Origin of the sequence: Mesorhizobium sp. 113-3-3, assembly GCF_016756495.1 — a bacterium.
Lineage (GTDB): Bacteria > Pseudomonadota > Alphaproteobacteria > Rhizobiales > Rhizobiaceae > Mesorhizobium.
The window spans coordinates 4,721,906-4,748,495 of sequence record NZ_AP023243.1 but is presented as its reverse complement, the minus strand read 5'-3'; the positions used below and the strand labels follow the sequence as shown (position 1 = coordinate 4,748,495).

Below are 26,590 nucleotides of genomic sequence, written 5' to 3'. Positions count from 1 at the left end.
AGGGAGGAAGAAAATGACACTTTTCAGAAGCAACGGCGATCGCGTCCCGAGCGCTATCGAGGCCATGGCGCAAGAGGCGCGAGCCGGCCGCATGGACCGGCGCGAGTTCCTGGCGCTGGCCAGCGCCTTCGGCGCATCGACGGCTTTGGCCTACGGCATGATCGGTCTTGCCGCGCCGCGACAAGCCTTGGCCGAGGAGCCGAAGAAGGGCGGCACGCTGCGCGTCTCGATGTCGGTCAAGGCGCAGAAGGACCCGCGCACCTATGACTGGGTGGAACTGGCCAACATTTCGCGCAGCTGGCTGGAACCGCTGGTGCGCTACACCAGGCAATTCACCTTTGAGCCGGTGCTGCTGGAAAGCTGGGATATCAACGACGACGCCACCGAATATGTCCTGCATGTGCGCAAGGGCATCACCTGGAACAATGGCGATGCCTTCAATGCCGATGATGTCGCCTACAATGTGGCGCGCTGGTGCGAGAAAGGTGTCGCCGGCAATTCGATGGCCGCGCGCGTCGGCGCGCTGATCGACGCAAAAACCGGCAAGGCGAGGGACGGCGCGATCACCAAGGTCGACGATCACACGGTCAAGCTGAAGCTCAGCGAGCCCGACATCTCGCTGATCCCGAACTTCACCGACTATCCCGCGCTCCTCGTGCACCGCAATTTCGATGCCGACGGCGCCGATCCGGTCAAGAAGCCGATCGGCACGGGACCGTTCGAACTGGTCTCTTACGATGTCGGCCAGAAGGCGGTGGTGAAGCGCCGAGAGAACGGCAAATGGTGGGGCGGCGAGGCGCCGCTCGATGGCGTCGAATTCGTCGACTACGGCACCGACTTCAACGCCACGGTGAACGCCTTCGATTCCGGCGAGATCGACCTCAATTTCGAGTCGCCCGCCGACTTCATCGACATCCTCGACAAGATGGGCCTCGAAAAAACCGAGGTCGCGACGGCAACGACGCTCGTTGCCCGCACCAACATCACGCACAAGCCCTATGACGACAAGCGGGTGCGCAACGCGTTGCAGATGGCCGTCGACAACAATGCCGTCTTGCAGCTCGGCTATGCCGGGCGCGGCACGCCTGGTGAGAACCACCATGTCAGCCCGATCCATCCGGAATATTATCCCTTGCCGAAGAAGGAGCGGGACGCCGCCGGCGCCAAGAAACTGATGGCGGAGGCCGGGCAGGCCGACTTCGAGCACGAGCTGATCACCATCGAGGACGATTGGCAGAAGAACACCGGCGACGCGATCGCCGGCCAGCTGCGCGATGCCGGCATCAAGGTGAAGCGGACCGTGCTGCCCGGCTCGACCTTCTGGAACGACTGGACGAAATATCCCTATTCGATGACCATCTGGTACATGCGCCCGCTTGGCGTCCAGGTGCTGGCGCTGGGCTATCGCACCGGCGAGGCCTGGAACGAATCGGCCTACTCCAATCCCGATTTCGACGCCAAGCTCAAACAGGCGCTCTCGCTGATCGATGTCGCCAAGCGCAAGGAGGTGATGAAGGACGTCGAGCAGATCTTGCAGGATTCCGGCGTCATCATCCAGCCGTTCTGGCAGAAGCTCTACAGCCACACCAACAAGAAGGTGAAGAACTACGGCGTCCACCAGACCTTCGAGATGGATCTCCAGAACGTCTGGCTCGACGGCTGAAAGGAGACCGGGCAGGGCTTCATGAGCCGCAAAAAAGCCGGTATGCAGGATCCGTGGTGTTGATTGATTCAAGCCACCAAACGCCGGAGATTCTGCATGCGACGGTCAGTGCTCCTTGCCGCCCTATCGACAGCCTTGCCCGCAGTCGCCTTCGCCGGCCCGGCATCAGACGCCGTGAAGTTCTTCTATGTTCCGGCGGTCAAATTCGAGGCTGACGCACAATACCGGGATCGCTTCACCGTGCCGGTGACGAAACTGTTCGATCTCAACGACCAGGCGACCAAGAAGAATCCCGATCAGGTCGCCTGTATCGACTTCGATCCTGGTCTCGATGCGCAGGATTTCGACCAGAAGACTGTCTCCAATACACTGAAACTGTCCGAGACGGTGGACGGCGACACGGCGCAGGTGGTGGCGAGCTTCAAGCTGTTTGCGGACGGCGACGATTCGCAACGCGAAATGCACTGGTCGCTGAAGCAGGACGATGGCAAGTGGAAGGTATCGGACATTGCTTCGAAGACCAGCGACTGGACGCTGAGTCAGCTCGAATGCATGGCTGGCCAGGATCCGGAATGATGCCACGGCCTTGGCCGGCCCGGCCGCGGGCGTCGATCCGGCGGATTCAGGTCGCCGCTCGCCATTCCCGAGGCACGCTTTCCAAATTTCGTGGAACGTCAAGCACTTCGAATGTAGTGTGAAGGCAATGTAACAAAGGCGCGGCAGCGGCTGCGTAGCTTGGCGGATCGCCGGGCGCGCGAGAAATTCAAACCAGCGATCTGGTTTTGCCATCACGTTGCTTTTGACAAGGCAAAACGCTAAACTTCTCCCGCTTGGTTGTGAACAAATATCTTGTTCCATTTAGGGGGAATGATCATGAAAGTTCTAGGCTACCTATTATCTTCGCTGTTTCTCGCCTTGGCGATGGCGGTGATCGCCACGCCGGCTTCCGCGCAGGCAACCCGAACATGGGTTTCCGGCGTTGGTGACGATGCCAATCCCTGCAGCCGCACAGCGCCTTGCAAGACTTTTGCCGGCGCAATCTCGAAGACCGCGGCCGGCGGCGAAATCAACTGCATCGATCCAGGTGGCTTCGGTGCGGTGACAATCACCAAATCGATCACCATCGCTTGCGAGGATGTCGAGGCAGGTGTGTTGAACGCAGGGACGAATGGCATCATCGTCAATGCGTTGGCCACTGACGTTGTCGTTCTTCGTGGTCTCGACATCGACAGCACGCCGGCTACGCCCGGTCTCAACGGGGTTCGGTTCCTTGTCGGGGCCGCATTGCTTATCGAGGACTGCGTCATTCGCGATAATACGGGCGCCGCGCCAAATGGCATGGGTATCAACTTCGCGCCGTCCGTGGCAGCTGAACTCTATGTCAGCAACTCCCAGATCACCGGCAACAATGACGGCATCCATGTCCAGCCGACCGGCACCGGATCGGCGAAGGTCGTTATCGAAAACTCTTCGGTCGAGAACAACAATCTTGCTGGGGTGAAGGCCGACGGCACCGGCAGCAGCGGCGGGATCAACATAACCGTCTCGAACAGCAATGTGTCCGGCAACACCAACTCTGGCGTCAGCTTGTTCAATACGGCCGGGGGTGCAGCCATCAACATCATGGTTGATCGTGTCGTCGCGGCCAACAACGGGGCGAATGGGGGCCTTCGGGCCGATGGACCGGGCACCCTGATACGGGTTGGCAACTCTACGGTCAGCGGCAATACCACTGGCACGGCGATCAACAATGGTGGCCTGATCCAGTCTTACGGCAACAACGAGATCAACGGCAACGCCAGTGATGGGCCAAATCCGCCTGTCATTGCACTGAAATAACCTGACGTGGCTTGCCTGGCGCGATATCGATCGCGCCAGGCAAGCAATTTGAATGGCGTGGCCTTGTCTACGCCAACAAACTCTGCATGGTTCTGGACCAGGCCCGAAGGTTGCGTGGCTGGATGTCCGGCCAATCGAATGCATGCCAATCGAAAGCATGACTGGCCAAAGCCTTGGTGACGTTATGGCCCGTTCCTGTGTTCTGGCATTGTCGGTTTCTTTCATACTGGCGTGGGGTATGAGCGGCGCGGCGGCGCAGGGGTTGTTTGGCGCCCCGCCGGCGAACGCTCCGGCCGAAGGCGCGCCCTCGGCCAGCGCTCCTGCAGACAGCGGGGCGCCGCCCGCCAATACGCCGGGCGGTGCGGGGGAGCCGGCAACGCCGCCGGTTGCATGGCCGCCCAGCGAACCTGCCGCACCCATCCAGCCAGGATCACCAACGGCGGTGGTGCGGCCGTTCTACGATCAGCTTGGCCTGGAGATCGATCCAGCGCAGCGGAGCCATTTTATCGATCCGGCGAAAACCGTGCTCGACAAGAGCGACGCCTTGCGCAAATCCGGACAGGGCGAGTGCCTCGACCCCAACATGGCGCTGGACAATGCCGACTATGACAAGGACGAGATCGGCAAGAGCCTGAAAACGCTCGAAGCGATCAATGGCGACCAGGCCAAGGTCATCGTCGCCTTCGTCGTCGCCGGGAACCCGCACCGTCTTGAATGGAAGCTCAAGAAGGTCGACGGCGACTGGAAGATATCCGACCTGCTGTCGGTGACCGGCGAGTGGGCGCTCAGCCAATATCAGTGCGAATGAGGGGCGGCTCAGCCGCGCCCGCGATAGGGCGCGACACCGGTGTCGGGCAACCAGGCGCCTTCAGGTGGTGCGCCGGTCTGCCAGAACACGTCGATCGGAATGCCGCCGCGCGGATACCAATAGCCGCCTATGCGCAACCACAGCGGCTTGGTTGCTGCCACGATGCGGCGGCCGATCATGACGGTACAATCCTCATGGAAGGCGCCGTGGTTGCGAAACGAGGTCATGAACAGCTTCAGCGACTTTGATTCCACCAAAGCCGCATCGGGTGCGTAGTCGATGACGATATGGGCGAAATCCGGCTGGCCGGTCACTGGGCACAGCGAGGTGAATTCCGGGCAGGTGAAGCGAACGATCGCCGGCGGGCCGTCGCCGCGCGCAAAAGGCACGGTTTCCAGGACCGCTGCTTCGGGGCTCTGTGGCGTCTCGACGTGCGCGCCGAGCTGGGTAAGGGTTTTGGTGTCGATCATGGGCGGGGTTCCTTCGAATTTGCCGCTCATTAGCATCGGATCGACAAGTGTGCAGCGGTTTTCGGCCGAATCCGATGCCTGAATAAGAACTGGGGCAGCACCTGCTGCTCAGCGCAATTTGAAACCGCAGGAAGACGATGACCAGCAACGACCCGCTTCTCCAGCCCTACCAGCTCAAACATCTGACGCTGAAGAACCGGGTGATGTCGACCAGCCACGAGCCGGCCTACTCGGAGGACGGCATGCCGAAGCAGCGCTACCGGCTCTACCATGCCGAGAAGGCCAGGGGTGGCATGGCGCTGACCATGACCGCCGGCTCAGCCATCGTTTCGCGCGACAGTCCCGCGGCCTTCGGCAATCTGCATGTCTATGACGACCGCATCGTGCCGTGGCTGGCTGAACTCGCTGAGGCCTGCCACGAGCACGATTGCAAGGTGATGATCCAGATCACCCATCTTGGCCGCCGAACCGGCTGGAACAAGGCCGACTGGCTGCCGGTGCTGTCGGCCTCGCCGGTGCGCGAGCCGGCGCACCGCGCGTTCCCGAAGATCATCGAGGACTGGGACATCGAACGCATCGTCGCCGACTATGCGTCGGCGGCCCAGCGCTGTCAGGCCGCCGGCCTCGACGGCATCGAGTTCGAGGCTTACGGCCATTTGATGGATGGTTTCTGGTCGCCGGCCACCAATCATCGCGACGACGAGTATGGCGGCTCGCTCGACAATCGCCTGCGCTTCACCAACATGGTGCTCGATGCCGTGCGCGCGGCGGTCGGCGAAAAGTTCGTCGTCGGCATCCGCATGGTCGCCGACGAGGACTTCGAGAAAGGCCTGTCGAAGGAGGAGGGCGTCGAGATCGCCAGGCGGCTGGCTGGCTCCGGCAAGGTTGACTTCCTCAACATCATCCGCGGTTCGATCGAGAGCGACGCGGCATTGACCAAGGTCATTCCGGTGACCGGCATGCGGTCTTCGCCGCATCTCGATTTCGCCGGCGAGGTGAGGGCGGCGACGAAGTTCCCGACCTTTCATGCGGCGCGCATCTCCGATGTCGCCACCGCGCGCCATGCGATCGCCACCGGCAAGCTCGACATGGTCGGCATGACGCGCGCGCATATCGCCGATCCGCACATCATCAGGAAGGTGATGGAAGGCCGCGAACACGAGATCCGTCCCTGTGTCGGCGCCACCTATTGTCTCGACCGCATCTATGAAGGTGGTGAGGCGCTCTGCGTCCACAATGCGGCGACCGGCCGTGAGGCCGAGATTCCGCACATCATCGTCAAGACCGAAGGGCCGAAGCGGAAGGTCGTTGTCGTCGGCGCCGGCGCCGGCGGACTGGAGGCGGCGCGCGTCGCGGCCGAGCGCGGCCATCAGGTGACCGTCCTGGAGGCATCCTCGCAAGCGGGTGGCCAGGTGCGTCTGGCAACGCAGAATCCGCGCCGCAAGGAGCTGATCGGCATCATCGACTGGCGGCTGGCCGAACTCGACCGGCTCGGCGTCGAGATCCGCTACGACACCTGGGCGGAAAAGGACGATGTTCTGGCGCTGGCGCCCGATGTGGTGGTCATCGCCACCGGTGGCCTGCCGCAGAATCCGCCGCTGACGGCCGGCGACAATCTCGTCACGTCGAGCTGGGACATCATGGCCGGCAGCGTCAAGCCTGCCGAGAACGTGCTGCTCTTTGACGACAATGGCGGCCATCAAGGCATGGGGGCGGCCGAACTGATCGCCAACAGCGGTGCGAGGCTGGAACTGGTTTCGCCGGAACGGTTCTTCGCACCCGAAATGGGCGGCATGAACCACGTGCCCTATATGCGCGCCTTCCAGGAAAAGGGCGTCACCATCACCATCAACACGCGCCTGCGCTCGGTGCGGCGCGAAGGCAATCAACTGGTCGCCGAACTCGCCTCGGACTTTGCCGACGGCTGGCGTGGGGAACGCCGGGTCGACCAGGTGGTGGTCGAGCATGGCACGGCGCCGCTCGATGATCTCTATCTCAGCCTGAAGCCGCTTTCGAAGAACCACGGCGCGATCGACTACGAACGCCTGGTCGGCGGTGGCGACATTTTCCCGGCACGCAACCCCGCAGCGGGCTTCGTGCTGTTGCGTATCGGCGATGCGGTCGCCTCGCGCAACATTCACGCCGCCATCTATGACGGGATCAGGTTCGGCTTGCGGATCTGATGCACGGCCCGCTCAGGCCGGCGCAATTGTCGGCGTTGGTGGCGCGCGGTCGGACCTGCATACGAGAGCCCATGCATGCCGGCCTGGCCGCGCGCCCGCACGTCACTGGCTCGTCGCCGGGCAACATGCGATCTCTGGGCTTTGCGGTGCGGACGGTGCTCAGACCATCCTGGCGATCGCCATGCACAGCACCGTGAGCGCCAGCAGCCGCGCGGCGATGCGTTCGCCCATGGCCATTCTGGCGCGCAGTTGCGTTTCGATTTCCGCATTGGCGCCGGCGAGCCGCCGGCTCGGCGCCCTGACCATGGCGCCGAGCACGCCGGCGGCAGCGAAAGCCGCCAATATGCCGAGTGCAAGCACCATTTCCATCGAGCCGAAATAGGCGCCATGGAAGAAATACCACAGCAGCGCGCCGGTCAGGAAAACCATGCCGGCCGCGCCCATCTGCGGCTGGATGAAGCGTTCCGCCTTGATCTCGGGATCGCGGGCAAGCGTGACGGTGGTGCCGGCCCAGAACACGCCTGCCATGACGTGAAGCCCGATAACGACGATGTAGACGTATTGCATCACGGCTCTCCTCTCTCGCCTGCTGGTGTGCCAATAGTTAGATATCTAACTGTTAGATGTCAATGTATAAAGCGAGAGCCAGTTCCATCTGGGAAGAACACCGTCTAGTGTCCAGCAATGACGCCTTTTGAACGCCCGCCGGTCGGCATGAATCTCGGCCGCACCGCCAAGCTCGTTGCGCAGGCCTTCGACGCTGCTTTGGTCGAAGCGGGCGGGACCTTGCCGGTCTGGCTCACGCTGCTGTCGGTCAAGTCGAGCGAACTCGCCAATCAGCGCGAACTCGCCGGCATGATCGGTATCCAGGGCGCGACGCTGACCCATCACCTCAATGCGATGGAAGCGCAGGGCCTGCTGACGCGCCGCCGCGATCCCGTCAACCGAAGGGTTCATCTGGTCGAATTGACGGAAGCGGGAGAAGCGCTGTTCGAAAAATTACGGCAAGCCGCGCTTGCCTTCGACAAGCGGCTTCGCACGGGGCTGCCCGACGAGCGCCTGGCGGAGTTTGCGCAGGTGCTGGCGGCGTTGCGGGACAATGTCGAAAGCTAGGAAGACGGGACTTTTGGCTCAGTTATCGTAGTTCGGGATCGTTCCAAAGGCGTAATGGCGCAGCTTCAGGGCCGCGATCAGGTCGGTGAGTCTCGTCTTGCCGTCGAACCCGTCCTGAAACATCTCGTCATGCATCAGGAGGATCAGCCTGCCCGGTTTGGCGAAGTGGCCATAGCCGAACAAATGATCGATCTCGCTGACCAGATGATCGACGCTTTGTACCGGCTCGCCGTTGTCCTTGTGCACCCATTCGTGATCCCAGCCATAGAGATAGAAGCCGGAAGCGGCGACGAATTCGTAATCGGGGTCCTCGCGTCCGGCTTGCGCGGGTCCGAGCGAATTGTCGTCCTTCGACATTGAAGGCAGCCGGAACACATCGCGCCCCGGCAGCCGCGCATGCACCGCGGGCTTCAGGCCCAGCACGGCATTCGCCTTGAGCATGTCGGCAACCACACCTTCCGTGTCACCGTAAAAGTGCCGGTAGTGATTATAGGCGTGGCTGAAGCTGTGGTTGCCGATCGTCACCAGCGGCATGGCCTTGGCGCGCCGCACCAGCGCCTTGTTGGACGCACTGGCCTCGGCATGCATGCCGACCATGAACAGCGTCGCCGGAACCTGCTCCGCCTCCAGCACGTCGAGGATGTTGCTGGTGCCGTTCAGCGGGCCATCGTCGAAGGTGAGATAGATGGTGCGATCCGCCGCGTGGGCCGGCCACGCGGACATCAGCATGGCCGCCAGGACAAACCGAAAGAATGTCATCAGCTGAACGATCCGGTTGTTGTCGCGACAGGCCGCCATTTCGGCGGCTGGTTGTCAAGCCGGTCCGCTACGCCAGGCTGCCCTGCAGGACCCGCAGTTTGGCCTTCTTCGGCATGCGGGCGGTCAGCCATTCCAGCGCCTTGTCCTGCGGCATCGGGAAGGCGATGGAATAGCCCTGCACCTGGTCGCAGCCGATCGCCATCAGCGAGTCGAGTTCGGCCTCGGTTTCAGCACCCTCGGCGACGATGGAGATGCCGAGGCCGCGGGCCAGCTCGGTGATGGCGCGTACGATCTTCGAGTTGTCGCCATTCTCATGGATGTTTTGGACGAAGCGGCGGTCGATCTTGAGCCGGTCGATCTCATTGGGATTGACGTGGCTGAGCGATGCATAGCCGGTGCCGAAATCATCGAGTTCCAGATGCACGCCGGCGGCCCGGATGTGGCGCAGCTTCGCGGCGATGCCGGTCTTCTCATCGTCGAGAATGACGGATTCGACGATTTCCAGCGACAGTTTCTGCGGCGGCAGCCCGGCCTTTTCCAGCGTCTCGAACAGGAACGCATCGAAATCATGCTCGCGCAATTCGGTGCCCGAGACATTGACTGCAAGCCGCCCGAAGGCAATCCCGGCGCGGTTCCATTCGGCGGCTTCGTTGATCGCCTTGCTGATCACGATACGGCCGATCTCCGGCATGAATCCGCATTTCTCGGCGACCGGAATGAATTCGCCCGGCGAGATCATGCCGCGCTCGTGATGGTTCCATCGCACCAGGGCTTCGATGCCGCTGATCGTGCCGTCGGTCAAGGAGACCTGCGGCTGGAAATAAACCTGGAATGCCCGCTCGGAGATGGCGACCTTGATGTCGTGTTCGAGCTGCTTGCGGTAGTCGAGCTCGCGGCGCAATTCCTCCGAGAAGAACGAGAAGTTGCCGCCGCCCATTTTCTTGGCGGAATAGAGCGCCAGATCAGCATGGACGAGCAGGTCCTGCGCATTGTCGGCGTCGATCGGATAGACGGCTATGCCGCCGCTGGCGCCCGGAAGAATGGTGGTGCCCTGGAAGACGATCGGCTCGTTGATGTGCGCCAAAATACGTCGCGCAAGCATGTTGATGTCTTCGGTGCTGCCCGCTCCGTTGAGGATCATCACGAACTCGTCGCCGCCGAGCCGCGCGCACAGATCCGACGCCCGGCAGGAGTCGCGCATGCGCTGGGCGGTGACGACCAGGACGTAGTCGCCGGCGGCGTGGCCGAGTGTGTCGTTGATCTGCTTGAAGCGGTCGAGGTCGAGCTGGACGACAGCCAGCCGTTCGCGCCGGCGATGCGCGCCCTTGATCAGCGTGTCGAAATGATCGGTCAGGAAGGTGCGGTTGTGCAGCCCGGTCAGGCCGTCATGAACCGCGATGAAGGCCATCGAATTGCGCGCATCGACCAGTTCACGCGTCTTGCGCAGGATCGCGTTGGACATCGGCCTGAAGATGAACAGCGCCACCAGCAGGATGACGCCGAGGGTGGCGTAGAACAGCGTGCGGTGGAGTGTGAGCAGCTTTTCGGAGCGCTCGTCGGCATCGGCACTGATGCGCTGTCCGAGCGCGGCATAGCCCGACAAGGTGGCGTTGGCGACCGAGGCATCTAGATTGACGCGTTCGGCGCCGCCCTTGTAGCCGTCATTGCCGAGATTGAGTTGCGATTCAAGGGCCGAGATCAGACGGTCGCCATTGGCGATCAGCCCGACCGAGAAGTAGTCGAGATGGAAGGGTTTGGCGAAAAGCACGCTCTCGATCGACTTCGGATCGAGCTTGGCCGGAGATTGCGGATCCGCGCCGGTCTGCTTGAGCAGCAGATCGTAGTTGGTCTCGAACTCAGCTGTGGCCTGCTTCAGCGCGCTGACCAGCGCTGGTTGCTTGTCACGCGAGGCCGCTCCCGTTGCACTGGCCAGGAAGACGATGCGCTGCGACAAGGTCTTCTGCGTGCCGACAATGTCGAGCAAGGTGTTGTTGTGCTGCTGCGTGGCCATCGTCTGCTGCAGCAGGACGAAGGACGCCGCCACCATGGTTGCAATGATCAGCAGCGCCAGCCAGTAGCCGGCCTTGATCAGCAATATGAGCTTGCCTGAAACGGTTTGCACCGGCTGCTGCGACATGTTCGGGGGCGGCCCTCTCGCCAACGGATTCCTGTATGAGCATCATTGACCCGCAAACGTTAACAGGACTGGAAATCGACAGCCGGCCGGCAAGGGGCGGGCGCGGAAAGATCACGAAATGGTTATCGGCTCCTTTCGCCGCCGCCCTGCATTTGACTATTCGTTCTCCCGAGCGTTCTCGAATGGTCGATTGGGCGACGCCGTGCGTCTAATCTGATGCTGCCAGGCCACCCCATCCGGTCGCTTTTGCGATGGATTTTTTGCGCGGGCGGGACGACAGTCTGCCCACGTCAAACGAGGCCTGATCATGACCGCAGCATTTCTCTCCCATATCGACAGCGAGCTTGCCGGGCTCAAAGCGGCCGGCCTGTACAAATCCGAGCGGGTGATCTCCTCGATGCAGTCGGCTGAGATCGTGGTCGGCGGCGAGAAGGTGCTGAACTTCTGCGCCAACAATTATCTCGGCCTCGCCGACAGCGCCGACCTGCGAAAGGCGGCCACCGAGGCTCTGGATCGCTACGGCTACGGCATGGCGTCGGTGCGCTTCATCTGCGGCACGCAGGAAGAACACAAACAGCTCGAAGCGACGATATCGTCCTTCCTTGGCCTGGAAGACACCATCCTCTATGGCTCCTGCTTCGACGCCAATGGTGGCCTGTTCGAGACGCTGCTTGGCGAGGAAGACGCGATCATCTCGGATGCGCTGAACCACGCCTCGATCATCGATGGTGTCAGGCTGTCGAAGGCCAAGCGCTTCCGCTACGCCAACAACGACATGGCAGATCTCGAGGCGCGGCTCAAGGAGGCAAGGGATTGCCGCTTCCGGCTGATCGCCACCGACGGCGTGTTTTCGATGGACGGCATCATCGCCAATCTGAAGGGCGTCTGCGATCTTGCCGACAAATACGATGCCATGGTCATGGTCGACGACAGCCATGCGGTCGGCTTCGTCGGCAGACAAGGCCGCGGCTCGGCCGAGCATTGCGGCGTCGAGGGCAGGGTCGACATCATCACCGGCACGCTGGGCAAGGCACTCGGTGGCGCCTCCGGCGGCTACACCTCAGGCAAGAGCCAGGTGGTCGACTGGCTGCGCCAGCGCTCGCGGCCCTATCTCTTCTCCAACACGCTGATGCCGGCGATCGCCGGCGCCTCGATCAAGGTGTTCGAACTGATCCGCAATGGCGACGCCCTGCGCGAGCGTCTCTATGCCAATGCGGCGCGGTTCAGGTCGCAGATGGGTAAGCTCGGCTTCACGCTGGCCGGCGCCGACCATCCGATCATTCCGGTGATGCTGGGCGACGCGACGCTGGCGCAGGAGATGGCGGCGCGCATGCTGAAGCGCGGCATCTATGTCATCGGCTTTTCCTTCCCGGTGGTGCCGAAGGGTCAGGCGCGCATCCGCACGCAGATGTCGGCGGCGCATTCCAGCGCCGATATTGACAGGGCGGTCGAGGCTTTCGCTGCGGTCGGCAGGGAGCTGGGTGTCATTTCCTGAGAAGCTGGCACCGAAAAGCGATTCCGGATCAAGAGATTCAAGGGACAAAAGAATGTCGAACATGATGAAGGCGCTGGTGAAGGCCAAGGCCGAACCGGGCATCTGGATGGAGGAGGTGCCGGTGCCGGAGATCGGCCCAAACGACGTGCTGATCAAAGTGAAGAAGACAGCGATCTGCGGCACCGACGTGCACATCTACAATTGGGACCAGTGGGCGCAGAAGACCGTGCCGGTGCCGATGGTCACCGGCCATGAATTTGTCGGCACCGTCGCCGATTTCGGCGCCGCGGTCACCGAATACAAGGTCGGCCAGCGCGTCTCGGGCGAGGGCCACATCGTCTGCGGCCACTGCCGCAATTGTCGCGCCGGCAGGGGGCATCTTTGCCGCAACACGCTCGGTGTAGGCGTCAACCGGCCGGGCGCCTTCGGCGAGTATCTGGCGATCCCGCAGCACAATGTCGTGCCGATCCCCGACGACGTGCCGGACGAGATCGCCGCGATCTTCGATCCCCTGGGCAACGCGGTGCATACCGCATTGTCCTTCGACCTGGTCGGTGAGGACGTGCTGGTCACCGGCGCCGGGCCGATCGGCATCATGGGCGCGCTCGTTGCCCAGTGCGTGGGCGCGCGAAAAGTGGTCATCACCGACATCAACCCGGTGCGGCTGGCGCTGGCGAGGAAACTCGGTGTCCAGCATGTCGTCGATGCCTCCAAGGAAAAGCTGCGCGACGTCATGCCGGCGCTCGGCATGACCGAGGGTTTTGACGTCGGCCTGGAAATGTCAGGCGCCGCCCCCGCCTTCCGCGACATGATCGACACCATGAACAATGGTGGCAAGATCGCCATTCTGGGTATCGCCCCGACCGGATTCGAGATCGACTGGAACAAGGTCATCTTCAAGATGCTGCATCTCAAGGGCATCTACGGCCGCGAAATGTTCGAGACCTGGTACAAGATGATCGCGCTGGTGCAGGGCCCGCTGGATGTGAGTGGGTTGATCACCCATCGCATCGGTATTGATGATTTCCAGACGGGGTTTGATGCGATGCGGAGCGGCAGTTCGGGCAAGGTGGTGATGGATTGGTAGTTTGCCGATAGGAGAGGCTGCCGCCTCGCGCCAGCCTCAGCTCTACTTTCCGTCCAAGGCCCCCTCCAGCGCGGCTACTCCGCTGACAATCGCAGCCCGCTCCTGGTGGCTCAGCCTCCCCAGCAACTCCCTTTCGAACGCCTTCGCCAGCGGCACCATCTCACGATACGCGGCAAACCCCGCTTTGGTCAGCACAAGGTGCTCCACACGGCGATCGTTCTCGTCAGGCGTGCGCGTCAGCAAGCGCCGCCGCTCCAGCTCGGCCACAGCGCGCGACACTTTGGTCTTGTGCATGGCCGACTGCTCTCCGAGCTCGGTCGCTGTCATTGTGCCGCGCTGACCGAGGCCTGAAAGCGTGCGCCATTCCGGGCGGGTCAAGCCGTGGCGGTCGCGGTAAATCTTCGAGAACTCGCGGCTGACGGCATCGGCAAGCCGGTAGAGCCGGTAGGGCAGGAAGCTTTCCAGTTCCAGAATGTCGGGGTCCATGATGGCGCGCCATGACCGTTGATAGTTACATTTTCAATGGTTACAAATGAAACCAGTTTGGTCAACATCGCCGGCAAACCGCGCTTCGCGGGTCGGGGATCAGGGAGGATCGGATGGCCTTTTCCTACATGCCGGGCTTCGGCAACGATTTCGAAACCGAAACCTTGCTCGGCTCGCTGCCGCAGGGGCGGAATTCGCCGCAGCGGCCGGCCTATGGCCTCTATGCCGAGCAGCTTTCGGGGTCGCCCTTCACCGCGCCGCGCGGCACCAATGAGCGCTCCTGGCTCTATCGCATCCGGCCGAGCGTCAAGCACACCGGCCGCTTCAAAGCGGCGAGCTATCCGCTGTGGAAGACCGCACCCAATGTTGGCGACCATGAACTGGCGCTGGGCCAGTATCGCTGGAACCCAGTGCCGATGCCGAAAGAGCCGACCGACTTTGTTCAGGGCATGCGCACCATCACCACGGCCGGCGACGTGCTAGGGCAAAGCGGCATGGCAGCCCATGTCTATGTCGCCAACACGTCGATGATCGACGATCATTTCTTCGACGCCGATGGCGAGTTGCTGGTTGTCCCGCAGGTCGGTGCCTTGCGCTTGGTCACCGAAATGGGCGTCATCGAGCTTCGGCCTGGCGAGATCGCCGTGTTGCCGCGCGGCCTCGTCTTCAAGGTCGAACTCGTCGATGCCGAAGTGCGCGGCTATGTCTGCGAGAACTACGGCGCCAAGCTGACCTTGCCCGACCGGGGTCCCATCGGCGCCAATTGCCTGGCCAATCCGCGCGACTTCAAGACGCCTTGCGCCTGGTTCGAGGAGAAGGAGACGCCGTGCCGGCTGATCGTGAAATGGTGCGGCAATTTCCACATCACCGAGATCGGCCATTCGCCGCTCGACGTTGTCGCCTGGCACGGCAATTACGCGCCCTACAAATATGATCTGGCGACCTTTTCGCCTGTCGGCGCCATCCTGTTCGATCACCCCGATCCGTCGATCTTCACCGTGCTGACGGCCCCGAGCGGCGAGGAAGGCACCGCCAATATCGATTTCGTCATCTTCCCGCCGCGCTGGCTGGTGGCGCAAGATACGTTCCGGCCGCCCTGGTACCACCGCAACATCATGAGCGAGTTCATGGGGCTGATCCATGGCCAGTACGATGCCAAGGAAGAAGGGTTCGTGCCCGGCGGCATCAGCCTGCACAATCTGATGCTGGCCCATGGCCCGGACGCCCATGGCTTCGAAAAGGCCTCGCGCGCGGAGCTGAAACCGGTCAAGCTCGACAACACCATGGCCTTCATGTTCGAGACCCGCTTTCCGCAGATGCTGACCCGCTACGGCGCCGAACTGGAAACAAGGCAGGACAATTACATCGACTGCTGGGCCGACCTGAAGAAGCGCTTTAATGGCACGCCCGAGGGCGACTGGTCTTGAGCGGCGGGCCTACGCCGGATCGGCTGGTGCTGTTGGGCTCCAAGGGTGGTCCTGCGCTGCGGCCGGGCGGACCGTGGCCAAGTTCCTCGCTGCTCGAGATCGGTGGGCGAACCATCGTCGTCGATTGCGGGCTTGGCGTGACGCGCGGCCTGGTCGACGCCGGCATCAGCCTGAAGGCGCTCGACGTGATCTTCATCACGCATCTGCATTCGGACCATGTGCTGGAACTCGGGCCGCTGCTCCACACCGCCTGGACGGCGGGGCTGGCGACACCAGTCACCGTGTTCGGCCCGTCCGGCACCGGCCACTACTGGAGGCGCTTCTGCCAGGCGATGGAGTTCGACATCGAAATCCGCATTGTCGACGAGGGCCGGCCTGACATTCGCGAATTGGTTTCGGTCAGTGAATTCGGTGAGGGCCAGGTGCTCGAGCAAGGTGGCCTGAAGGGGACAGCATTGCGCGTCGATCATCCGCCGGTGACCGACTGCTTTGCCCTGCGCTTCGACCATGGCGGCAGAAGCGTGGTCTTTTCAGCCGACACGGCTTTCTTTCCGCTGCTCGCCGATTTCGCCAAGGGTGCCGACATTCTCGTCCACGAAGCCATGCTGGAGGATGGCATCGAACGGCTGGTTGCCAGAACCGGCAATGGCGCTCGGCTCAAGGAGCATCTGCTCGCCAGCCACAGCTTTGCCGAAGAAGCCGGCCGGATCGCCAGCGATGCCGGCGTGAAGCGGCTGGTGCTCAACCACCTCATTCCCGCCGACGATCCCGAGATCGGCGAGGCCGACTGGAGCGCTGCCGTCAGGAAAACATGGGCCGGCGACTTGACGATCGCCCGCGACGGCCTTGTTGTGGAGCTAAGCGGCGCCAAGGCCGCACAAGGAGAGGAAACCGCATGAAGCTTGCCACATTGAAGGACGGGACGCGCGACGGGAAACTCGTCGTCGTCTCGCGCGACCTGACGCAGTACACCGATGCCTCGTTCCTGGCGCGCACGCTGCAGGCGGCACTCGACGACTGGCGCAGGGTCTCGCCGCATCTCGGCACGATCGCGGAATCGCTGGAAAACAATGCCGTGCCGTCCGCGCGCTTTCACGAGCACGACGCGCATTCGCCGCTGCCGCGCGCCTATCAATGGGCTGACGGGTCGGCCTATGTGAACCACGTCGAACTGGTGCGGAAGGCACGCGGCGTCGAGATGCCGGCGAGCTTCTGGACCGATCCGCTGATCTACCAGGGTGGCTCGGATTCCTTCATTGCGCCGCGCGATCCGATCCGCATGGCCGATGAAGCCTTCGGCATCGACATGGAAGCGGAAGTCGCCGTCATCGTCGACGACGTGCCGATGGTCGCCAGCCTCGATGAGGCGCGCGCCGCGATCCGGCTGGTAATGCTGGTCAACGACGTGACGCTGCGCGCGCTCACCGGGCCGGAACTGGCCAAGGGTTTCGGCTTCTTCCAATCGAAACCGTCCTCGGCCTTTTCACCCGTCGCGGTCACGCCGGACGAACTGGGCGACGCCTGGGACGGCGGCAAGGTCAGCCTGCCGCTGCTTGCCGATCTCAACGGCAAGCCCTTCGGCCGCGCCAATGCCGGCGTCGACATGACCTTCGATTTTCCGGCGCTGATCGCGCATGCCGCCCGGACAAGACCGCTGATGGCAGGCACCATCATCGGCTCGGGCACGGTCTCCAACAAGCTCGATGGCGGGCCGGGCAAGCCGGTTTCGGCTGGCGGCGCCGGCTATTCCTGCATCGCCGAACTGCGCATGATCGAGACCATCGAGGCCGGCGAGCCTAAGACGCCGTTCCTGCGCTTCGGCGACACGGTGCGCATCGAGATGAAGGACAAGACAGGCCATTCGATCTTCGGCGCCATCGAGCAGAAGGTCGAGAAATACGCGGGATAGGGGGCGGGATGACGGGGGAGGCTTTCTATCTGCTGGCCGGCGTTTGGGCGCTTGGGATTCTGGTCGTCTTCATCCTGGCGATCCGGCTGAGCTATCGCATCGAGGCGCGCTCGCCGGACCTGACCAACCGCAGCGGCTTCCCGCGCAAGGCGATGATGTTTCACACCATCACCAACATGAAAGTCGCACGGGACGAAGAAACGCAAGCCATGCGTCGCCGCATGAATGGGTTGTTGCTGATCGTTCTGGCCGGATTCGCTGTCATGGCGGCAGGCTTGCATCTGGTGCGGTCAGTGATCTCATGACCTTGCTTGACCATCTGCGCCGCATGGGCGGCAACAATCTGTGGTCGAACGACCGGCTCTATCGTGCCGTGCTGCAGCTGAAGCTTGGCGAATTCGAAGCCGAACGCACCAGCTTCTTCCCGTCGATCAAGGCAACGCTCAACCACATCCTTGCGGTCGATCACCTCTATCTCGATTTTCTCGAAGAGGGCGGCGTCGGTGCCGCGGCCCATGATGAGTTCGTGCCCTTCGACGAACCCCGGGCGCTGTTTGCCGCCCAGGTCGCGGCCGACCGGCGGCTCATCGCCTTCTGCAATGGCCTGTCTGAGGCCGATCTCGATCGCCGTGTCATCACCGACCGGCGCGAGGACGGCATGATCCCCGAAAAGATCGGCGACATTCTCGCCCACGTCTTCCTACACGACATTCACCATCGCGGCCAGGTGCACGCCATGCTGTCCGGCACCTTGGTGGCGCCGCCGCAGCTGGATGAGTTTTTGCTCGACTATGACATCAAGCTGAGGAAGGCGGAGGTCGAGCGGCTGGGGTTGTGATCCGGATTTTTCGTGTATCAGGCCAGAGCGACATTGTAGCGGACGAAATGCGGGTCGGATGTCAGGATGGTCAGGTTCTCCACCTGCGCCTGCGCAATCAGCAGTCTGTCGAACGGATCACCATGGTGGTGGGGTAGGCCGCCGACGGCGTTCGCATGCTGGAGCGTTACGGCGAGCGGCTGAAATTGCATCCTTGGAAGCAGCGTTGGCAGATCGTCCGGCGCGTTGAGTTTCCCGATCGAACGTTTGATGGCAATTTCCCAAACACTTGCCGCGCTCGCGAACACCACCGCGTCAGAAGCCAGGATAGCGCGGTGTTGCTCGCTGAGACGTCGGTCGTCCGAAATCGACCAGAGGATGATATGGGTGTCGGCGAGAAACGCGCCGACCGTCATTTCACGTACTCGTCCCACTCAGGACCGAGTTCATCAAAATCGTCCGCAATCCAGATCTTGCCCTTCAAGGCGCCGATACGCGGCAGCGGTTCGGCGGCCGCCGGCGGTACAATGCGCGCGGCCACTTTGCCGTGGCGTGTAAGTATGATCTCCTCGCCGGCTTCAGCGCGGCTGACGAGTTCAGACAATTTAGCCTTGGCCTCGGCGATGGAAACATTCATAGCGCGATCCTTTATGACCATAATTTAGGTCATAATTGATCGCGCCGCAAGAAGTTCGGTTCGGAGCAGCCTACGCTGCCTTGCCGTCCACCTTGATCACGCCGCGCTTGATCTGGTCCTGCTCGATCGATTCAAACAGCGCGCGGAAATTGCCTTCGCCAAAGCCTTCGTCGCCCTTGCGCTGGATGAACTCGAAGAAGATCGGGCCGATCACGGTTTTGGAAAAGATCTGAAGCAGGATCTTGGTCATGCCGCCATCGACCACGCCTTCGCCGTCGATCAGGATGCCGTGTTTCTTCATCCGGTCGATAGGCTCGTCATGGCCGTTCACGCGGTCATACGACATGTCGTAATAGGTCTCCGGCGGGCCGGGCATGAATTTCAGCCCGTTGGCGGCGAGCTTGTCGGTGGCGGCGTAGATCTCGTCGGTGCCGACAGCGATGTGCTGAATGCCCTCGCCATTGTACTTCTTCAGATATTCGGCGATCTGGCTGGTCTCGTCCTTGGATTCGTTGAGCGGAATGCGGATCTTGCCGCAGGGCGAGGTGATGGCACGGCTGACCAGGCCGGTGATCTTGCCGTCAATGTCGAAGAAATGGATCTGCTTGAAGCCGAACAGATTGCGGTAGAAATCCCACCATTTGTCCATCTGGCCGCGATAGACATTGTGGGTGAGGTGGTCGAGGAAATAGAAGCCGACGCCTTGCGGCCGCGGGTCGCGCGCGCCGAGCCATTCGAACTCGGCATCATAGGCCGAGCCCTTCTTGCCATAAGCGTCGATGAAATAAAGCAGCGAGCCGCCAATGCCGACAATGGCCGGCACGTCGAGCGCCTTGTCGTCGCCTTCGTAGGGCGTGGCGCCCTTCGACACGGCATGGTCGAACGCGTGCTTGGCATCGACCACGCGCCAGGCCATCGAGGCGGCGCACGGGCCATGCTTGTCGGCGAACTTCATCGCATGCGAGCCAGGCTCGGCATTGACGACATAGTTGATGTCGCCCTGGCGCCAGACGGTGATGTCTTTCGTGCGATGCTTGGCCACCGCCACATAGCCCATGCGGGTGAACAGTTCGGCGAGCTTCTGCGGCTCCGGATGCGCGAATTCGACGAACTCGAAACCATCGGTGCCGGCCGGATTGTCCTTGCTGATCCTGGCGGGCGGGGCGTCGTGCGGGAAGGGACCCATGGCATTCCTCCAAAGCTGTCTTGGCCCGAAAAGGCCATCTGACGCCATCATAGCGCGGAGCCGACGCATGGTGCTTGCATTCAAACGCTTGAAATGATGATGTCATGCGTGAAACGTGCATGATGAGAGACAAAGCCATGGATGAGACGCGCATTGATCAGTTTGACCGCAAGATAATGGCGCTCCTGCAGGGTGATGCGCGGTTGACCAACAACGATCTTTCGGAGCGGGTGAACCTGTCGGCATCGCAATGCTCGCGCCGCCGCCAGCGGCTCGAGGAGGACGGCTATATCAAGGGCTACCGGGCGGTGCTCGACCGCGACAAGCTCGGCTTCTCGCTGGTCAACGTCATCTCGGTGACCTTGGCCACCCACAACCGCGACAACGCCAGGCGCTTCGGCGAACTGGTGGCGCGGCTGCCCGAGGTGCAGGAGGCGCACGCGCTGACCGGCGAGATGGATTACATATTGAAGGTGGTGACGCCCGACCTGAAGTCGCTGTCGGAATTCGTCAATGGTGTGCTCTTGCCGCACGAGTCGGTGCAGCATGTGAAGACGGCGATTGTGCTGGAGACTCTGAAGGAGACCGGTGCGCTGCCGATCTAACCCTTCGACTGCTGGATCAGCCCATACAGATTGGTGCACCGCGCCCCAGACCGGCAATAGGCGAAGACCGGGCCTTCCAATTCATCCAGCGCCTCGGCCTGGTCCTCGACATTCTCGGCGGTGATCTGTCCGCTGATGACGGGGATGTAGCGGAAGGCGAGGCCGGCGGCCTCGACCGCCGATCCGATGCTTTCGGCTGAAGGCTGGCCGGGCTGTTCATCGTCAGGCCGGTTGCAGATGACGCTCTTGAAACCGGCTTCCTTGATGGCGGCGACGTCTTCGGGCTGGATCTGGCCAGAGACCGAATAGTCGTCACTGATTTCGCGGTATTCCATCGCAGCATCCTCGCAATCTGATTTGCGGGGAGTCTTGCCACTCCCCGACCCGGCCGGCAATCCGCCTCCAGGGAATTCTCTGCCAAATAGGCATTGCGCGCCGGAAATTCCAACCGGGCCGATATGGCCCGGCCGGATGGCTGGTTGAATTCAGCTACCGAGGATCGCGCCTTTGATCTGGCGGATGTTGTTGTGCATCATGTCGATATAGGTAGATCCCGGGCCATCGGGCTGCGACAGCGCATCCGAGTAGAGCGTGCCGCCCACCTTGATGCCGGTTTCGCTGGCGATCTGCTCGATCAGGCGCGGGTTGGTGATGTTTTCGACGAAGATCGCCGCCGCCTTGTCCTGCTTGACCTGCTCGACCAGCTTGGCGACATCGGCGGCCGACGGTTCGGAATCGGTCGAGATGCCTTGCGGGGCAAGGAAGGTCAGGCCGTATTCGTGTTCGAAATAGCCGAAGGCGTCATGCGAGGTGATGACGACGCGCTTGGCCTCGGGGATCGACTGGATCGCCGCCTTCACTTCGCCTTCCAGCGCATCGAGCTTCTTGGTGTAGGCGGCGGCATTGGTCTGATAGCTGACGCAGCCATCGCCGTCGGCCGCGCAGAAAGCCTCGGCGATGTTCTTCACATAGATCTTGGCGTTGGCGATCGACTGGAAGGCATGCGGATCGGTGACCGTCTTGCCGCCGCCGGTGCCGGCGCCTTCGGCCGCGTCGGCGTCGGCGAATTCAGGCTTGAAGTCGATCGGCGTCACGCCCTTGGTCAAGGTGACGACCGAGGCCTTGGTAGCGCTGGCGTCGACCAGCCGCTGCAAAAAGCCTTCGAAGTGCAGCCCGTTGACCAGCACGATATCGGCCTTGGCCATGGCCACCGCGTCGGCCGGGCTCGGCTCATAGACATGTGCGTCGCCATCCGGGCCGACGATGGTGGTGATGTCGACACGATCGCCGCCGACATTTCTGGCGAAGTCGGCAATGACCGTGAAGCTGGCGACGACTTTCAGCGGCGCCGCGAATGCCGAGGATGCGCCAAAGGAAGTTAATGTTATAACGCTCATCGCCAGGGCGGCACGGATGGAACTCAGCATAGGCGGGTCTCCTTTCGAGGGGCGGGGGATCAGGCCGTTCTGTGACGGTGATGGATGATGCGGGCGCGCAGAATGCCGCGCGTGCCGAACAGGATCGAGGCGAAATACACGACGCCGGCCGACAGGATGATGGCCGGGCCGGACGGCAGCGAGGCATGATAGGACAGAAGCAGCCCGGCGATGCAGGAGGCAAAGCCGATCAGCACGGCCAGCACGCACATCGGCTCGACGCGCGCCGTCCAGAAGCGGGCAGCGGCCGCCGGCAGCATCATCAGTCCGACGGATAGAAGTGTGCCGAGCGCCTGGAAACCGCCGACGAGGTTGAGCACGACCAGGCCAAGGAAGATGAAATGCACCGGGCTGCCCATCCGGCTGACCGAGCGCAGGAACAGCGGATCGAGGCATTCGGCGACCAGCGCCCGCCAGAAGATTGCAAGGCTGACCAGCGTCACCGCGACGATGCCGCCGATCAGCGTCAGCGCCTCGTTGTTGAGCGCCAGCACCGTGCCGAACAGCACATGCATGAGATCGACGCTGGAGCCGCGGATCGACACCATCAGCACGCCGATGGCCAGCGAAATGAGATAAAAGGCCGCCATCGAGGCGTCCTCGCGCTGGATGGTGAAGCGCGAGACGGCGCCGGCACCGAGCGCGACGATGACGCCGGCGATCAGCCCGCCAATGGTCATCGGCAGGATTTCCAGCCCATAGAACAGGAAGCCGGCGGCCGCACCCGGCAGGATGGCATGGGCCATGGCGTCGCCCGACAGGCTCATGCGCCGCAACATCAGGAAGACGCCGATCGGGCAGGCGCCGAGCGACAGCATCAGCGAGCCGAACAGTGCCCGCTGCATGAAGCCGAAATCGGCGAAGGGCGCGATGAACAGACCGTAGAGCGCGTCCATCAGGCAGCCCTCGGTCCGGCGCCGTGGTGATGGTCGTGATCGTGGCCATGATGATCGTGACCATGGTCACGGGCGTGCCCGTCCGGTTCGCACCACGGCGCGTTTTCTTCCCAGGCTTCGTGGAAGCGGCGGGCACGTAACAGGTTTTCCGGCTTCAGCGTCTCGCGCGTTTCGCCCCAGGCGATGGGCTGGCGGGCAAGCAGCAGGGTTTCGGGGAAATTCTGCCGCACCAGATCGAGATCATGGACGACGACCATGATGGTGCGTTCCTCGCCATGCCAGCGTTTGATCAAGGCGATCAGGTCGCCGACCGTCTTGGCGTCGACGGCATTGAACGGTTCGTCGAGCAGGATCAGGTCGGCGTCCTGCAAGAGCACGCGGGCAAACAGCGTGCGCTGCAACTGGCCGCCCGACAGCGTATCGATCGGCCGCTTCTCGAAGCCGCCGAGGCCGACCGCCATCAGCGCCTGGCTGACCGCCGCGCGATCTTCCGATGTGTAGCGGCCGAGCATGCCGCGCTTCGGCCAAAGACCGAGCGAGACCAGGTCGACGACGCGGGCGGGAAAGGAGCGATCGAGCTCCGATTGCTGCGGCAGGTAGGCGGCGCGCACGCCTGGTGCACGGACAACCTCGCCGGCCATCGGCTTCAGCACCCCGACAATGCCCTTCATCAGCGTCGACTTGCCGGAGCCGTTGGCGCCGACAACGGCGGTCAGCGAGCCCTTGCGGATCGTGCCGTCGAGATGGTGGATCGCCGGGTGGCTGTTGTAGCCCAGCGTCAGGTCACGGAATGTCAGGCAGGTCTGGGTCATGTCGTTCCGTGGAGCAGCGAAATCCGGCCGCGGGCAGGGGTCGATTGGATATGTGATGTTATTACATTAGTCAACAAGGCAATCGGGCGGAATTGCGACCGGCGGCTCAACTTGCCGTGAATCTCCACGCACTGGTCCAAGGGGATTTGGCCTCGGCGGCCTTGCCCGATGCGAACCGCAACTCTAAACAGTCGCCACCCATAACAGGAAGGAACCTCCCATGAGCATTCGTCGCATCGATGTTGGCCCGCGCATGAGCCAGATCGTCATCCACGGCAACACTGTCTATCTGGCCGGCCAGGTCGGCGAGCCCGGCGGCAACGTCGCCTCGCAGACCCGCGACATCCTGTCGACCATCGACGAATTGCTGGCCAAGGCCGGAACCGACAAGACCAAGATCGTTCAGGCGATTATCTGGCTGGCCGACATGGGCACCTTCGCCGAGATGAATTCGGAATGGGACAAGTGGGTACCGCAGGGCCACACCCCCGCCCGCGCCACCGGCGAAGCCAAGTTGGCTGGTCCGGAATATTTGGTGGAGATTATCGTCACGGCGGCGATCTGAGCCGTCACTCCCCCTCATCCGGCCGCTTCGCGGCCACCTTCTCCCCGGTGGGGAGAAGAGATTTGCGCCGGCGCTGACGGACTCCTCCCCCCTCGGGGAGAGGTCAGCCGAGCGAAGCGGAGGCTGGGTGAGGGGGATTCACCCCTGCGACGGCGTGAACCTCGCCACCAGCGTGTGGCTTTCCGCGGGATAGATAAACCGCACATGCGTCACCGGGTGTTCCGCGCTCCAGGTCCGGCGCTCGACCACCAGGCACGGCGCGCCGGGATCGATGTCGAGCGCGTCGGCGATAGCCGCATCGGCGGCCATGGCACGGATGCGATGTTCGGCTTCGCTCCAGGGTACGCGGCCGATCAACCAGGGGCCTGCGGCGATCTCCCTGAACTCTTCGTCCCCGGCTTCCGGAACCGCGGAAAGATTGATAAGGCGCTGCTCGAGTGCGAAGGGCCGTTCGCCGGCAAAATGCAGGCCTTCGATCCATAGCACCAATCCGGCGGCGGACAGCCCGAGCAGCGCTCTATCCTCTGCATTGCTGCGCCGCTTGAGGCGCTCCAGCCGCTCGTAGCGATAGGGCAGGCCAAGCGCTTCGACCTCGATCCGGATGTCATGAAGTTCCAGCACCGCTGCCTGCGACTGCGGCCGGCGGACAAAGCTGCCTGAGCGGCGGCGGCGTTCGATCAGCCCGGCCTTCGCCAGTTGCGACAGCGCCTTGTTCACCGTCATGCGCGAGCAATTATACTCGGTCGTCAGTTCGTGCTCGAACGGAATGCGATGTCCAGGTGCCCAGGCGCCGGACATGATTTTTTCGCTGATGTCGGACAGGATGCGCTGGTGCAGCGAGCCGCCATTGTCCGCATCCGCCGTCTCGACCGTGCTCATGCGGAAAGCGCCGTCATCACGGCGCGGAAGCGCTCGGCGATGGCTTCGCGCCTGGCGTGCCGGCCGCTGCTGACTTGCTTCTGCCCATACACCCAGACGCAGTCGACCTTGCTGCCATTGGCGAAGATCCAGGCGTCGAGGATCGCGTCGCCGGTCTTGCCGGTCAGCGACGGGTTTTGGGCGTCGAGCGAGACAAGATCAGCGGCAGCACCGGCGGCGATCTGCGAAGCGCCGGCGCCAAGCGCCACGCTGCCGCCGTCAAGCGCCGCATCAAACAGCGCACGTCCCGTCGAGCCGCCGGCCACCGCCAGCACATTGCGGGCGCGATGCGCCAGGCGTTGCGAATATTCGAGCTGGCGCAATTCGTCGGGCAGGCCGATCAGCACGTTGGAATCGGAGCCGATACCAAAGCGGCCGCCATGCTCGGTGAATAGCGGCGCGGCAAACGTCCCGTCGCCGAGATTGGCCTCGGTGATCGGGCAAAGGCCGGCGATGGCGCCGCTCCTGGCCATGCCGATGGTTTCGGCATCGGTCATGTGCGTGGCGTGGATCAGGCACCAGCGCTGGTCGACCTCGGCGTTGGCCAGCAGAAATTCGACGGGACGCGCGCCGGACCAGGCGAGACAGTCCTCGACCTCCTTAACCTGTTCGGCGACGTGGATGTGGATCGGCCCATTCGGCGCCAAAGCGGCAACCTGGGTCAATTCCTCCGGCGTAGCGGCGCGCAGGCTGTGCGGCGCGACACCGACGACAGCTTGATTCAACGCGCGAACCGATTCTCTAGACTTCTCAACAAGCCGGGAGAACCGATTCACATCGTTGATGAATCGCCTTTGGCCTTCGTTTGGAGCCGCCCCACCGAAGGAAGAGTGTGCGTAAAACACCGGCAGCAGCGTCAGGCCGATGCCGGTTTCGCCGGTGGCCGCCGCGATGCGCTCGGCCATCTCGGCAAGGTTGGCGTAAGGTTTTCCATCGCGGTCGTGGTGCAGATAGTGGAATTCGCCGACGCGGGTAAAACCAGCCTCCAGCATCTCGACATAGAGCTGTGCGGCAACCGCTTCGACCTGGTCGGGCGTCATCGATAGCGCGAAGCGGTACATCACCTCGCGCCAGCTCCAGAAACTATCGGCTGACGGGCCGCGAAGTTCGGCAAGCCCCGCCATGCCGCGCTGGAACGCGTGGCTGTGCAGATTGGGCATGCCGGGCAGGAGAATGGCGTGGCGCTCGTCGCCGACCTGCGGCGTGGCGCCGGATTCGACAGAGGCGATGCGGCCGCCATCGAGCGCGATCCTGACATTGCCTTGCCAGCCCTCGGGCAGCAGCGCCTGTTCCGCAAAGATCGCCGTCACGTCCATCTCCAAATCTGCATGCCTGGGCGACG

The 26,590-nt window shown here is 62.8% G+C and carries 30 protein-coding genes; 16 read left to right on the top strand and 14 right to left on the bottom strand.

Annotation, left to right across the window (positions count from 1 at the left end; all coding sequences use genetic code 11):
* The first annotated feature begins 13 nt into the window (after positions 1–13).
* The 4 genes from JG746_RS23315 (at position 14) to JG746_RS23300 (ending at position 4,310) form a co-directional block, all read left to right on the top strand.
* Complete coding sequence (locus tag JG746_RS23315; RefSeq protein ID WP_202354862.1) at positions 14–1,663, top strand: ABC transporter substrate-binding protein; 1,650 nt, start codon at positions 14–16, stop codon at positions 1,661–1,663.
* A 96-nt stretch (positions 1,664–1,759) separates the two neighbouring features.
* Complete coding sequence (locus JG746_RS23310; protein WP_202354861.1) at positions 1,760–2,239, top strand: DUF3828 domain-containing protein; 480 nt, start codon at positions 1,760–1,762, stop codon at positions 2,237–2,239.
* A 297-nt stretch (positions 2,240–2,536) separates the two neighbouring features.
* The gene (locus tag JG746_RS23305; RefSeq protein ID WP_244730403.1) at positions 2,537–3,502 is read left to right on the top strand and encodes a right-handed parallel beta-helix repeat-containing protein; all 966 of its coding nucleotides are present in this window, start codon (positions 2,537–2,539) and stop codon (positions 3,500–3,502) included.
* Positions 3,503–3,686: 184 nt separating this feature from the next.
* Positions 3,687–4,310 (top strand): hypothetical protein, encoded by a 624-nt coding sequence (locus JG746_RS23300; RefSeq protein ID WP_202354859.1) that lies wholly within the window; start codon positions 3,687–3,689, stop codon positions 4,308–4,310.
* Positions 4,311–4,318: 8 nt separating this feature from the next.
* On the opposite strand, the gene queF is transcribed toward JG746_RS23300, so the two are convergent.
* Entirely contained in the window at positions 4,319–4,780 is a 462-nt protein-coding gene (queF, locus tag JG746_RS23295) for a preQ(1) synthase (protein ID WP_202354858.1), read from the bottom strand.
* Positions 4,781–4,917: 137 nt separating this feature from the next.
* Here queF and JG746_RS23290 point away from each other — a divergent pair, with 137 nt between their 5' ends.
* Positions 4,918–6,963, top strand: coding sequence for an oxidoreductase (locus JG746_RS23290; RefSeq protein ID WP_202354857.1), 2,046 nt, complete (start codon positions 4,918–4,920; stop codon positions 6,961–6,963).
* A 159-nt stretch (positions 6,964–7,122) separates the two neighbouring features.
* Here JG746_RS23290 and JG746_RS23285 read toward each other — a convergent pair whose 3' ends face one another.
* Positions 7,123–7,530: a hypothetical protein gene (locus JG746_RS23285; RefSeq protein WP_202354856.1), complete on the bottom strand. Its 408-nt coding sequence runs from the start codon at positions 7,528–7,530 to the stop codon at positions 7,123–7,125.
* A 117-nt stretch (positions 7,531–7,647) separates the two neighbouring features.
* On the opposite strand from JG746_RS23285, the gene JG746_RS23280 reads away from it, so the two are divergent.
* The gene (locus JG746_RS23280; protein WP_202354855.1) at positions 7,648–8,076 is read left to right on the top strand and encodes a MarR family winged helix-turn-helix transcriptional regulator; all 429 of its coding nucleotides are present in this window, start codon (positions 7,648–7,650) and stop codon (positions 8,074–8,076) included.
* Between the two features lie 18 nt (positions 8,077–8,094).
* Here the strand turns inward: JG746_RS23280 and JG746_RS23275 are convergent, their stop codons facing one another.
* Positions 8,095–8,835 carry a polysaccharide deacetylase family protein gene (locus tag JG746_RS23275; protein WP_202354854.1) on the bottom strand — a complete coding sequence of 247 codons (741 nt, stop codon included), beginning with the start codon at positions 8,833–8,835 and terminating at the stop codon, positions 8,095–8,097.
* A gap of 67 nt (positions 8,836–8,902) precedes the next feature.
* Positions 8,903–10,972 carry a putative bifunctional diguanylate cyclase/phosphodiesterase gene (locus tag JG746_RS23270; RefSeq protein ID WP_202354853.1) on the bottom strand — a complete coding sequence of 690 codons (2,070 nt, stop codon included), beginning with the start codon at positions 10,970–10,972 and terminating at the stop codon, positions 8,903–8,905.
* Positions 10,973–11,007: 35 nt separating this feature from the next.
* Here JG746_RS23270 and JG746_RS23265 point away from each other — a divergent pair, with 35 nt between their 5' ends.
* The 3 genes from JG746_RS23265 (at position 11,008) to tdh (ending at position 13,554) form a co-directional block, all read left to right on the top strand.
* Complete coding sequence (locus tag JG746_RS23265) at positions 11,008–11,184, top strand: hypothetical protein (RefSeq protein ID WP_202354852.1); 177 nt, start codon at positions 11,008–11,010, stop codon at positions 11,182–11,184.
* 95 nt (positions 11,185–11,279) lie between these two features.
* Positions 11,280–12,467: a glycine C-acetyltransferase gene (locus tag JG746_RS23260; RefSeq protein ID WP_202354851.1), complete on the top strand. Its 1,188-nt coding sequence runs from the start codon at positions 11,280–11,282 to the stop codon at positions 12,465–12,467.
* Positions 12,468–12,519: 52 nt separating this feature from the next.
* Positions 12,520–13,554: an L-threonine 3-dehydrogenase gene (gene tdh, locus JG746_RS23255; RefSeq protein ID WP_202354850.1), complete on the top strand. Its 1,035-nt coding sequence runs from the start codon at positions 12,520–12,522 to the stop codon at positions 13,552–13,554.
* Between the two features lie 42 nt (positions 13,555–13,596).
* On the opposite strand, the gene JG746_RS23250 is transcribed toward tdh, so the two are convergent.
* Entirely contained in the window at positions 13,597–14,040 is a 444-nt protein-coding gene (locus JG746_RS23250; protein ID WP_202354849.1) for a MarR family winged helix-turn-helix transcriptional regulator, read from the bottom strand.
* A 113-nt stretch (positions 14,041–14,153) separates the two neighbouring features.
* On the opposite strand from JG746_RS23250, the gene hmgA reads away from it, so the two are divergent.
* Genes hmgA through JG746_RS23225 form a run of 5 tightly spaced genes read left to right on the top strand, consistent with a single transcriptional unit; the run spans position 14,154 to position 18,214 of the window.
* Positions 14,154–15,467, top strand: coding sequence for a homogentisate 1,2-dioxygenase (gene hmgA / locus JG746_RS23245; protein ID WP_202354848.1), 1,314 nt, complete (start codon positions 14,154–14,156; stop codon positions 15,465–15,467).
* Complete coding sequence (locus JG746_RS23240) at positions 15,464–16,366, top strand: MBL fold metallo-hydrolase (protein ID WP_202354847.1); 903 nt, start codon at positions 15,464–15,466, stop codon at positions 16,364–16,366. Before hmgA ends, JG746_RS23240 begins: the two co-directional genes overlap by 4 nt.
* On the top strand, positions 16,363–17,376 hold the full coding sequence (locus JG746_RS23235) for a fumarylacetoacetate hydrolase family protein (protein ID WP_202354846.1): 1,014 nt from the start codon (positions 16,363–16,365) through the stop codon (positions 17,374–17,376). The genes JG746_RS23240 and JG746_RS23235 overlap by 4 nt, the downstream gene beginning before the upstream one ends.
* An 8-nt stretch (positions 17,377–17,384) precedes the next feature.
* Positions 17,385–17,681, top strand: a complete 297-nt coding sequence (locus JG746_RS23230; RefSeq protein WP_202354845.1) for a hypothetical protein — start codon at positions 17,385–17,387, stop codon at positions 17,679–17,681.
* Positions 17,678–18,214: a DinB family protein gene (locus tag JG746_RS23225; RefSeq protein ID WP_202354844.1), complete on the top strand. Its 537-nt coding sequence runs from the start codon at positions 17,678–17,680 to the stop codon at positions 18,212–18,214. Before JG746_RS23230 ends, JG746_RS23225 begins: the two co-directional genes overlap by 4 nt.
* Before the next feature lie 17 nt (positions 18,215–18,231).
* Here the strand turns inward: JG746_RS23225 and JG746_RS23220 are convergent, their stop codons facing one another.
* The 3 genes from JG746_RS23220 to hppD all read right to left on the bottom strand — a co-directional run bounded on the left by JG746_RS23220 (position 18,232) and on the right by hppD (position 20,016).
* Complete coding sequence (locus JG746_RS23220) at positions 18,232–18,609, bottom strand: type II toxin-antitoxin system VapC family toxin (RefSeq protein WP_202354843.1); 378 nt, start codon at positions 18,607–18,609, stop codon at positions 18,232–18,234.
* Positions 18,606–18,830, bottom strand: a complete 225-nt coding sequence (locus JG746_RS23215) for a type II toxin-antitoxin system Phd/YefM family antitoxin (protein ID WP_202354842.1) — start codon at positions 18,828–18,830, stop codon at positions 18,606–18,608. The genes JG746_RS23220 and JG746_RS23215 overlap by 4 nt, the downstream gene beginning before the upstream one ends.
* 70 nt (positions 18,831–18,900) lie before the next feature.
* Positions 18,901–20,016 carry a 4-hydroxyphenylpyruvate dioxygenase gene (gene hppD, locus JG746_RS23210; protein WP_202354841.1) on the bottom strand — a complete coding sequence of 372 codons (1,116 nt, stop codon included), beginning with the start codon at positions 20,014–20,016 and terminating at the stop codon, positions 18,901–18,903.
* Positions 20,017–20,153: 137 nt separating this feature from the next.
* On the opposite strand from hppD, the gene JG746_RS23205 reads away from it, so the two are divergent.
* Complete coding sequence (locus tag JG746_RS23205; protein ID WP_032933331.1) at positions 20,154–20,621, top strand: Lrp/AsnC family transcriptional regulator; 468 nt, start codon at positions 20,154–20,156, stop codon at positions 20,619–20,621.
* Here JG746_RS23205 and JG746_RS23200 read toward each other — a convergent pair.
* From JG746_RS23200 to aztA, 4 genes are all read right to left on the bottom strand, one after another.
* On the bottom strand, positions 20,618–20,956 hold the full coding sequence (locus tag JG746_RS23200; protein WP_202354840.1) for a TIGR01244 family sulfur transferase: 339 nt from the start codon (positions 20,954–20,956) through the stop codon (positions 20,618–20,620). The genes JG746_RS23205 and JG746_RS23200 overlap by 4 nt on opposite strands.
* Positions 20,957–21,106: 150 nt before the next feature.
* A complete protein-coding gene (gene aztC, locus JG746_RS23195) occupies positions 21,107–22,048 on the bottom strand; it encodes a zinc ABC transporter substrate-binding protein AztC (RefSeq protein ID WP_202354839.1) in 942 nt (313 codons plus the stop codon).
* A gap of 29 nt (positions 22,049–22,077) precedes the next feature.
* Positions 22,078–22,953: a zinc ABC transporter permease AztB gene (gene aztB / locus JG746_RS23190; protein ID WP_202354838.1), complete on the bottom strand. Its 876-nt coding sequence runs from the start codon at positions 22,951–22,953 to the stop codon at positions 22,078–22,080.
* Entirely contained in the window at positions 22,953–23,765 is an 813-nt protein-coding gene (gene aztA / locus JG746_RS23185) for a zinc ABC transporter ATP-binding protein AztA (RefSeq protein WP_202354837.1), read from the bottom strand. The genes aztB and aztA overlap by 1 nt, the downstream gene beginning before the upstream one ends.
* Before the next feature lie 220 nt (positions 23,766–23,985).
* Between aztA and JG746_RS23180 the strand changes: the two genes are divergently transcribed.
* Entirely contained in the window at positions 23,986–24,330 is a 345-nt protein-coding gene (locus tag JG746_RS23180; protein WP_202354836.1) for a RidA family protein, read from the top strand.
* 138 nt (positions 24,331–24,468) lie between these two features.
* Here the strand turns inward: JG746_RS23180 and hutC are convergent, their stop codons facing one another.
* Positions 24,469–25,209, bottom strand: a complete 741-nt coding sequence (gene hutC / locus JG746_RS23175; protein ID WP_202354835.1) for a histidine utilization repressor — start codon at positions 25,207–25,209, stop codon at positions 24,469–24,471.
* A complete protein-coding gene (locus JG746_RS23170; protein ID WP_202354834.1) occupies positions 25,206–26,558 on the bottom strand; it encodes a formimidoylglutamate deiminase in 1,353 nt (450 codons plus the stop codon). Before JG746_RS23170 ends, hutC begins: the two co-directional genes overlap by 4 nt.
* Positions 26,559–26,590: the final 32 nt, after the last annotated feature.

Bases quoted from the DNA above. Each gene is read 5' to 3' on its own strand.
- JG746_RS23205 (WP_032933331.1), top strand. From the start codon at position 20,154: ATGGATGAGACGCGCATTGATCAGTTTGACCGCAAGATAATGGCGCTC.
- hppD (WP_202354841.1), bottom strand. From the start codon at position 20,016: ATGGGTCCCTTCCCGCACGACGCCCCGCCCGCCAGGATCAGCAAGGAC.
- JG746_RS23180 (WP_202354836.1), top strand. From the start codon at position 23,986: ATGAGCATTCGTCGCATCGATGTTGGCCCGCGCATGAGCCAGATCGTC.
- JG746_RS23225 (WP_202354844.1), top strand. From the start codon at position 17,678: ATGACCTTGCTTGACCATCTGCGCCGCATGGGCGGCAACAATCTGTGG.
- JG746_RS23260 (WP_202354851.1), top strand. From the start codon at position 11,280: ATGACCGCAGCATTTCTCTCCCATATCGACAGCGAGCTTGCCGGGCTC.
- aztC (WP_202354839.1), bottom strand. From the start codon at position 22,048: ATGCTGAGTTCCATCCGTGCCGCCCTGGCGATGAGCGTTATAACATTA.
- JG746_RS23290 (WP_202354857.1), top strand. From the start codon at position 4,918: ATGACCAGCAACGACCCGCTTCTCCAGCCCTACCAGCTCAAACATCTG.
- tdh (WP_202354850.1), top strand. From the start codon at position 12,520: ATGTCGAACATGATGAAGGCGCTGGTGAAGGCCAAGGCCGAACCGGGC.
- JG746_RS23305 (WP_244730403.1), top strand. From the start codon at position 2,537: ATGAAAGTTCTAGGCTACCTATTATCTTCGCTGTTTCTCGCCTTGGCG.
- JG746_RS23235 (WP_202354846.1), top strand. From the start codon at position 16,363: ATGAAGCTTGCCACATTGAAGGACGGGACGCGCGACGGGAAACTCGTC.
- queF (WP_202354858.1), bottom strand. From the start codon at position 4,780: ATGATCGACACCAAAACCCTTACCCAGCTCGGCGCGCACGTCGAGACG.
- JG746_RS23220 (WP_202354843.1), bottom strand. From the start codon at position 18,609: ATGACGGTCGGCGCGTTTCTCGCCGACACCCATATCATCCTCTGGTCG.
- JG746_RS23265 (WP_202354852.1), top strand. From the start codon at position 11,008: ATGAGCATCATTGACCCGCAAACGTTAACAGGACTGGAAATCGACAGC.
- JG746_RS23215 (WP_202354842.1), bottom strand. From the start codon at position 18,830: ATGAATGTTTCCATCGCCGAGGCCAAGGCTAAATTGTCTGAACTCGTC.
- hutC (WP_202354835.1), bottom strand. From the start codon at position 25,209: ATGAGCACGGTCGAGACGGCGGATGCGGACAATGGCGGCTCGCTGCAC.
- JG746_RS23270 (WP_202354853.1), bottom strand. From the start codon at position 10,972: ATGTCGCAGCAGCCGGTGCAAACCGTTTCAGGCAAGCTCATATTGCTG.
- JG746_RS23310 (WP_202354861.1), top strand. From the start codon at position 1,760: ATGCGACGGTCAGTGCTCCTTGCCGCCCTATCGACAGCCTTGCCCGCA.
- JG746_RS23250 (WP_202354849.1), bottom strand. From the start codon at position 14,040: ATGGACCCCGACATTCTGGAACTGGAAAGCTTCCTGCCCTACCGGCTC.
- JG746_RS23230 (WP_202354845.1), top strand. From the start codon at position 17,385: ATGACGGGGGAGGCTTTCTATCTGCTGGCCGGCGTTTGGGCGCTTGGG.
- JG746_RS23200 (WP_202354840.1), bottom strand. From the start codon at position 20,956: ATGGAATACCGCGAAATCAGTGACGACTATTCGGTCTCTGGCCAGATC.
- JG746_RS23285 (WP_202354856.1), bottom strand. From the start codon at position 7,530: ATGCAATACGTCTACATCGTCGTTATCGGGCTTCACGTCATGGCAGGC.
- hmgA (WP_202354848.1), top strand. From the start codon at position 14,154: ATGGCCTTTTCCTACATGCCGGGCTTCGGCAACGATTTCGAAACCGAA.
- JG746_RS23275 (WP_202354854.1), bottom strand. From the start codon at position 8,835: ATGACATTCTTTCGGTTTGTCCTGGCGGCCATGCTGATGTCCGCGTGG.
- aztB (WP_202354838.1), bottom strand. From the start codon at position 22,953: ATGGACGCGCTCTACGGTCTGTTCATCGCGCCCTTCGCCGATTTCGGC.
- JG746_RS23315 (WP_202354862.1), top strand. From the start codon at position 14: ATGACACTTTTCAGAAGCAACGGCGATCGCGTCCCGAGCGCTATCGAG.
- JG746_RS23300 (WP_202354859.1), top strand. From the start codon at position 3,687: ATGGCCCGTTCCTGTGTTCTGGCATTGTCGGTTTCTTTCATACTGGCG.
- aztA (WP_202354837.1), bottom strand. From the start codon at position 23,765: ATGACCCAGACCTGCCTGACATTCCGTGACCTGACGCTGGGCTACAAC.
- JG746_RS23280 (WP_202354855.1), top strand. From the start codon at position 7,648: ATGACGCCTTTTGAACGCCCGCCGGTCGGCATGAATCTCGGCCGCACC.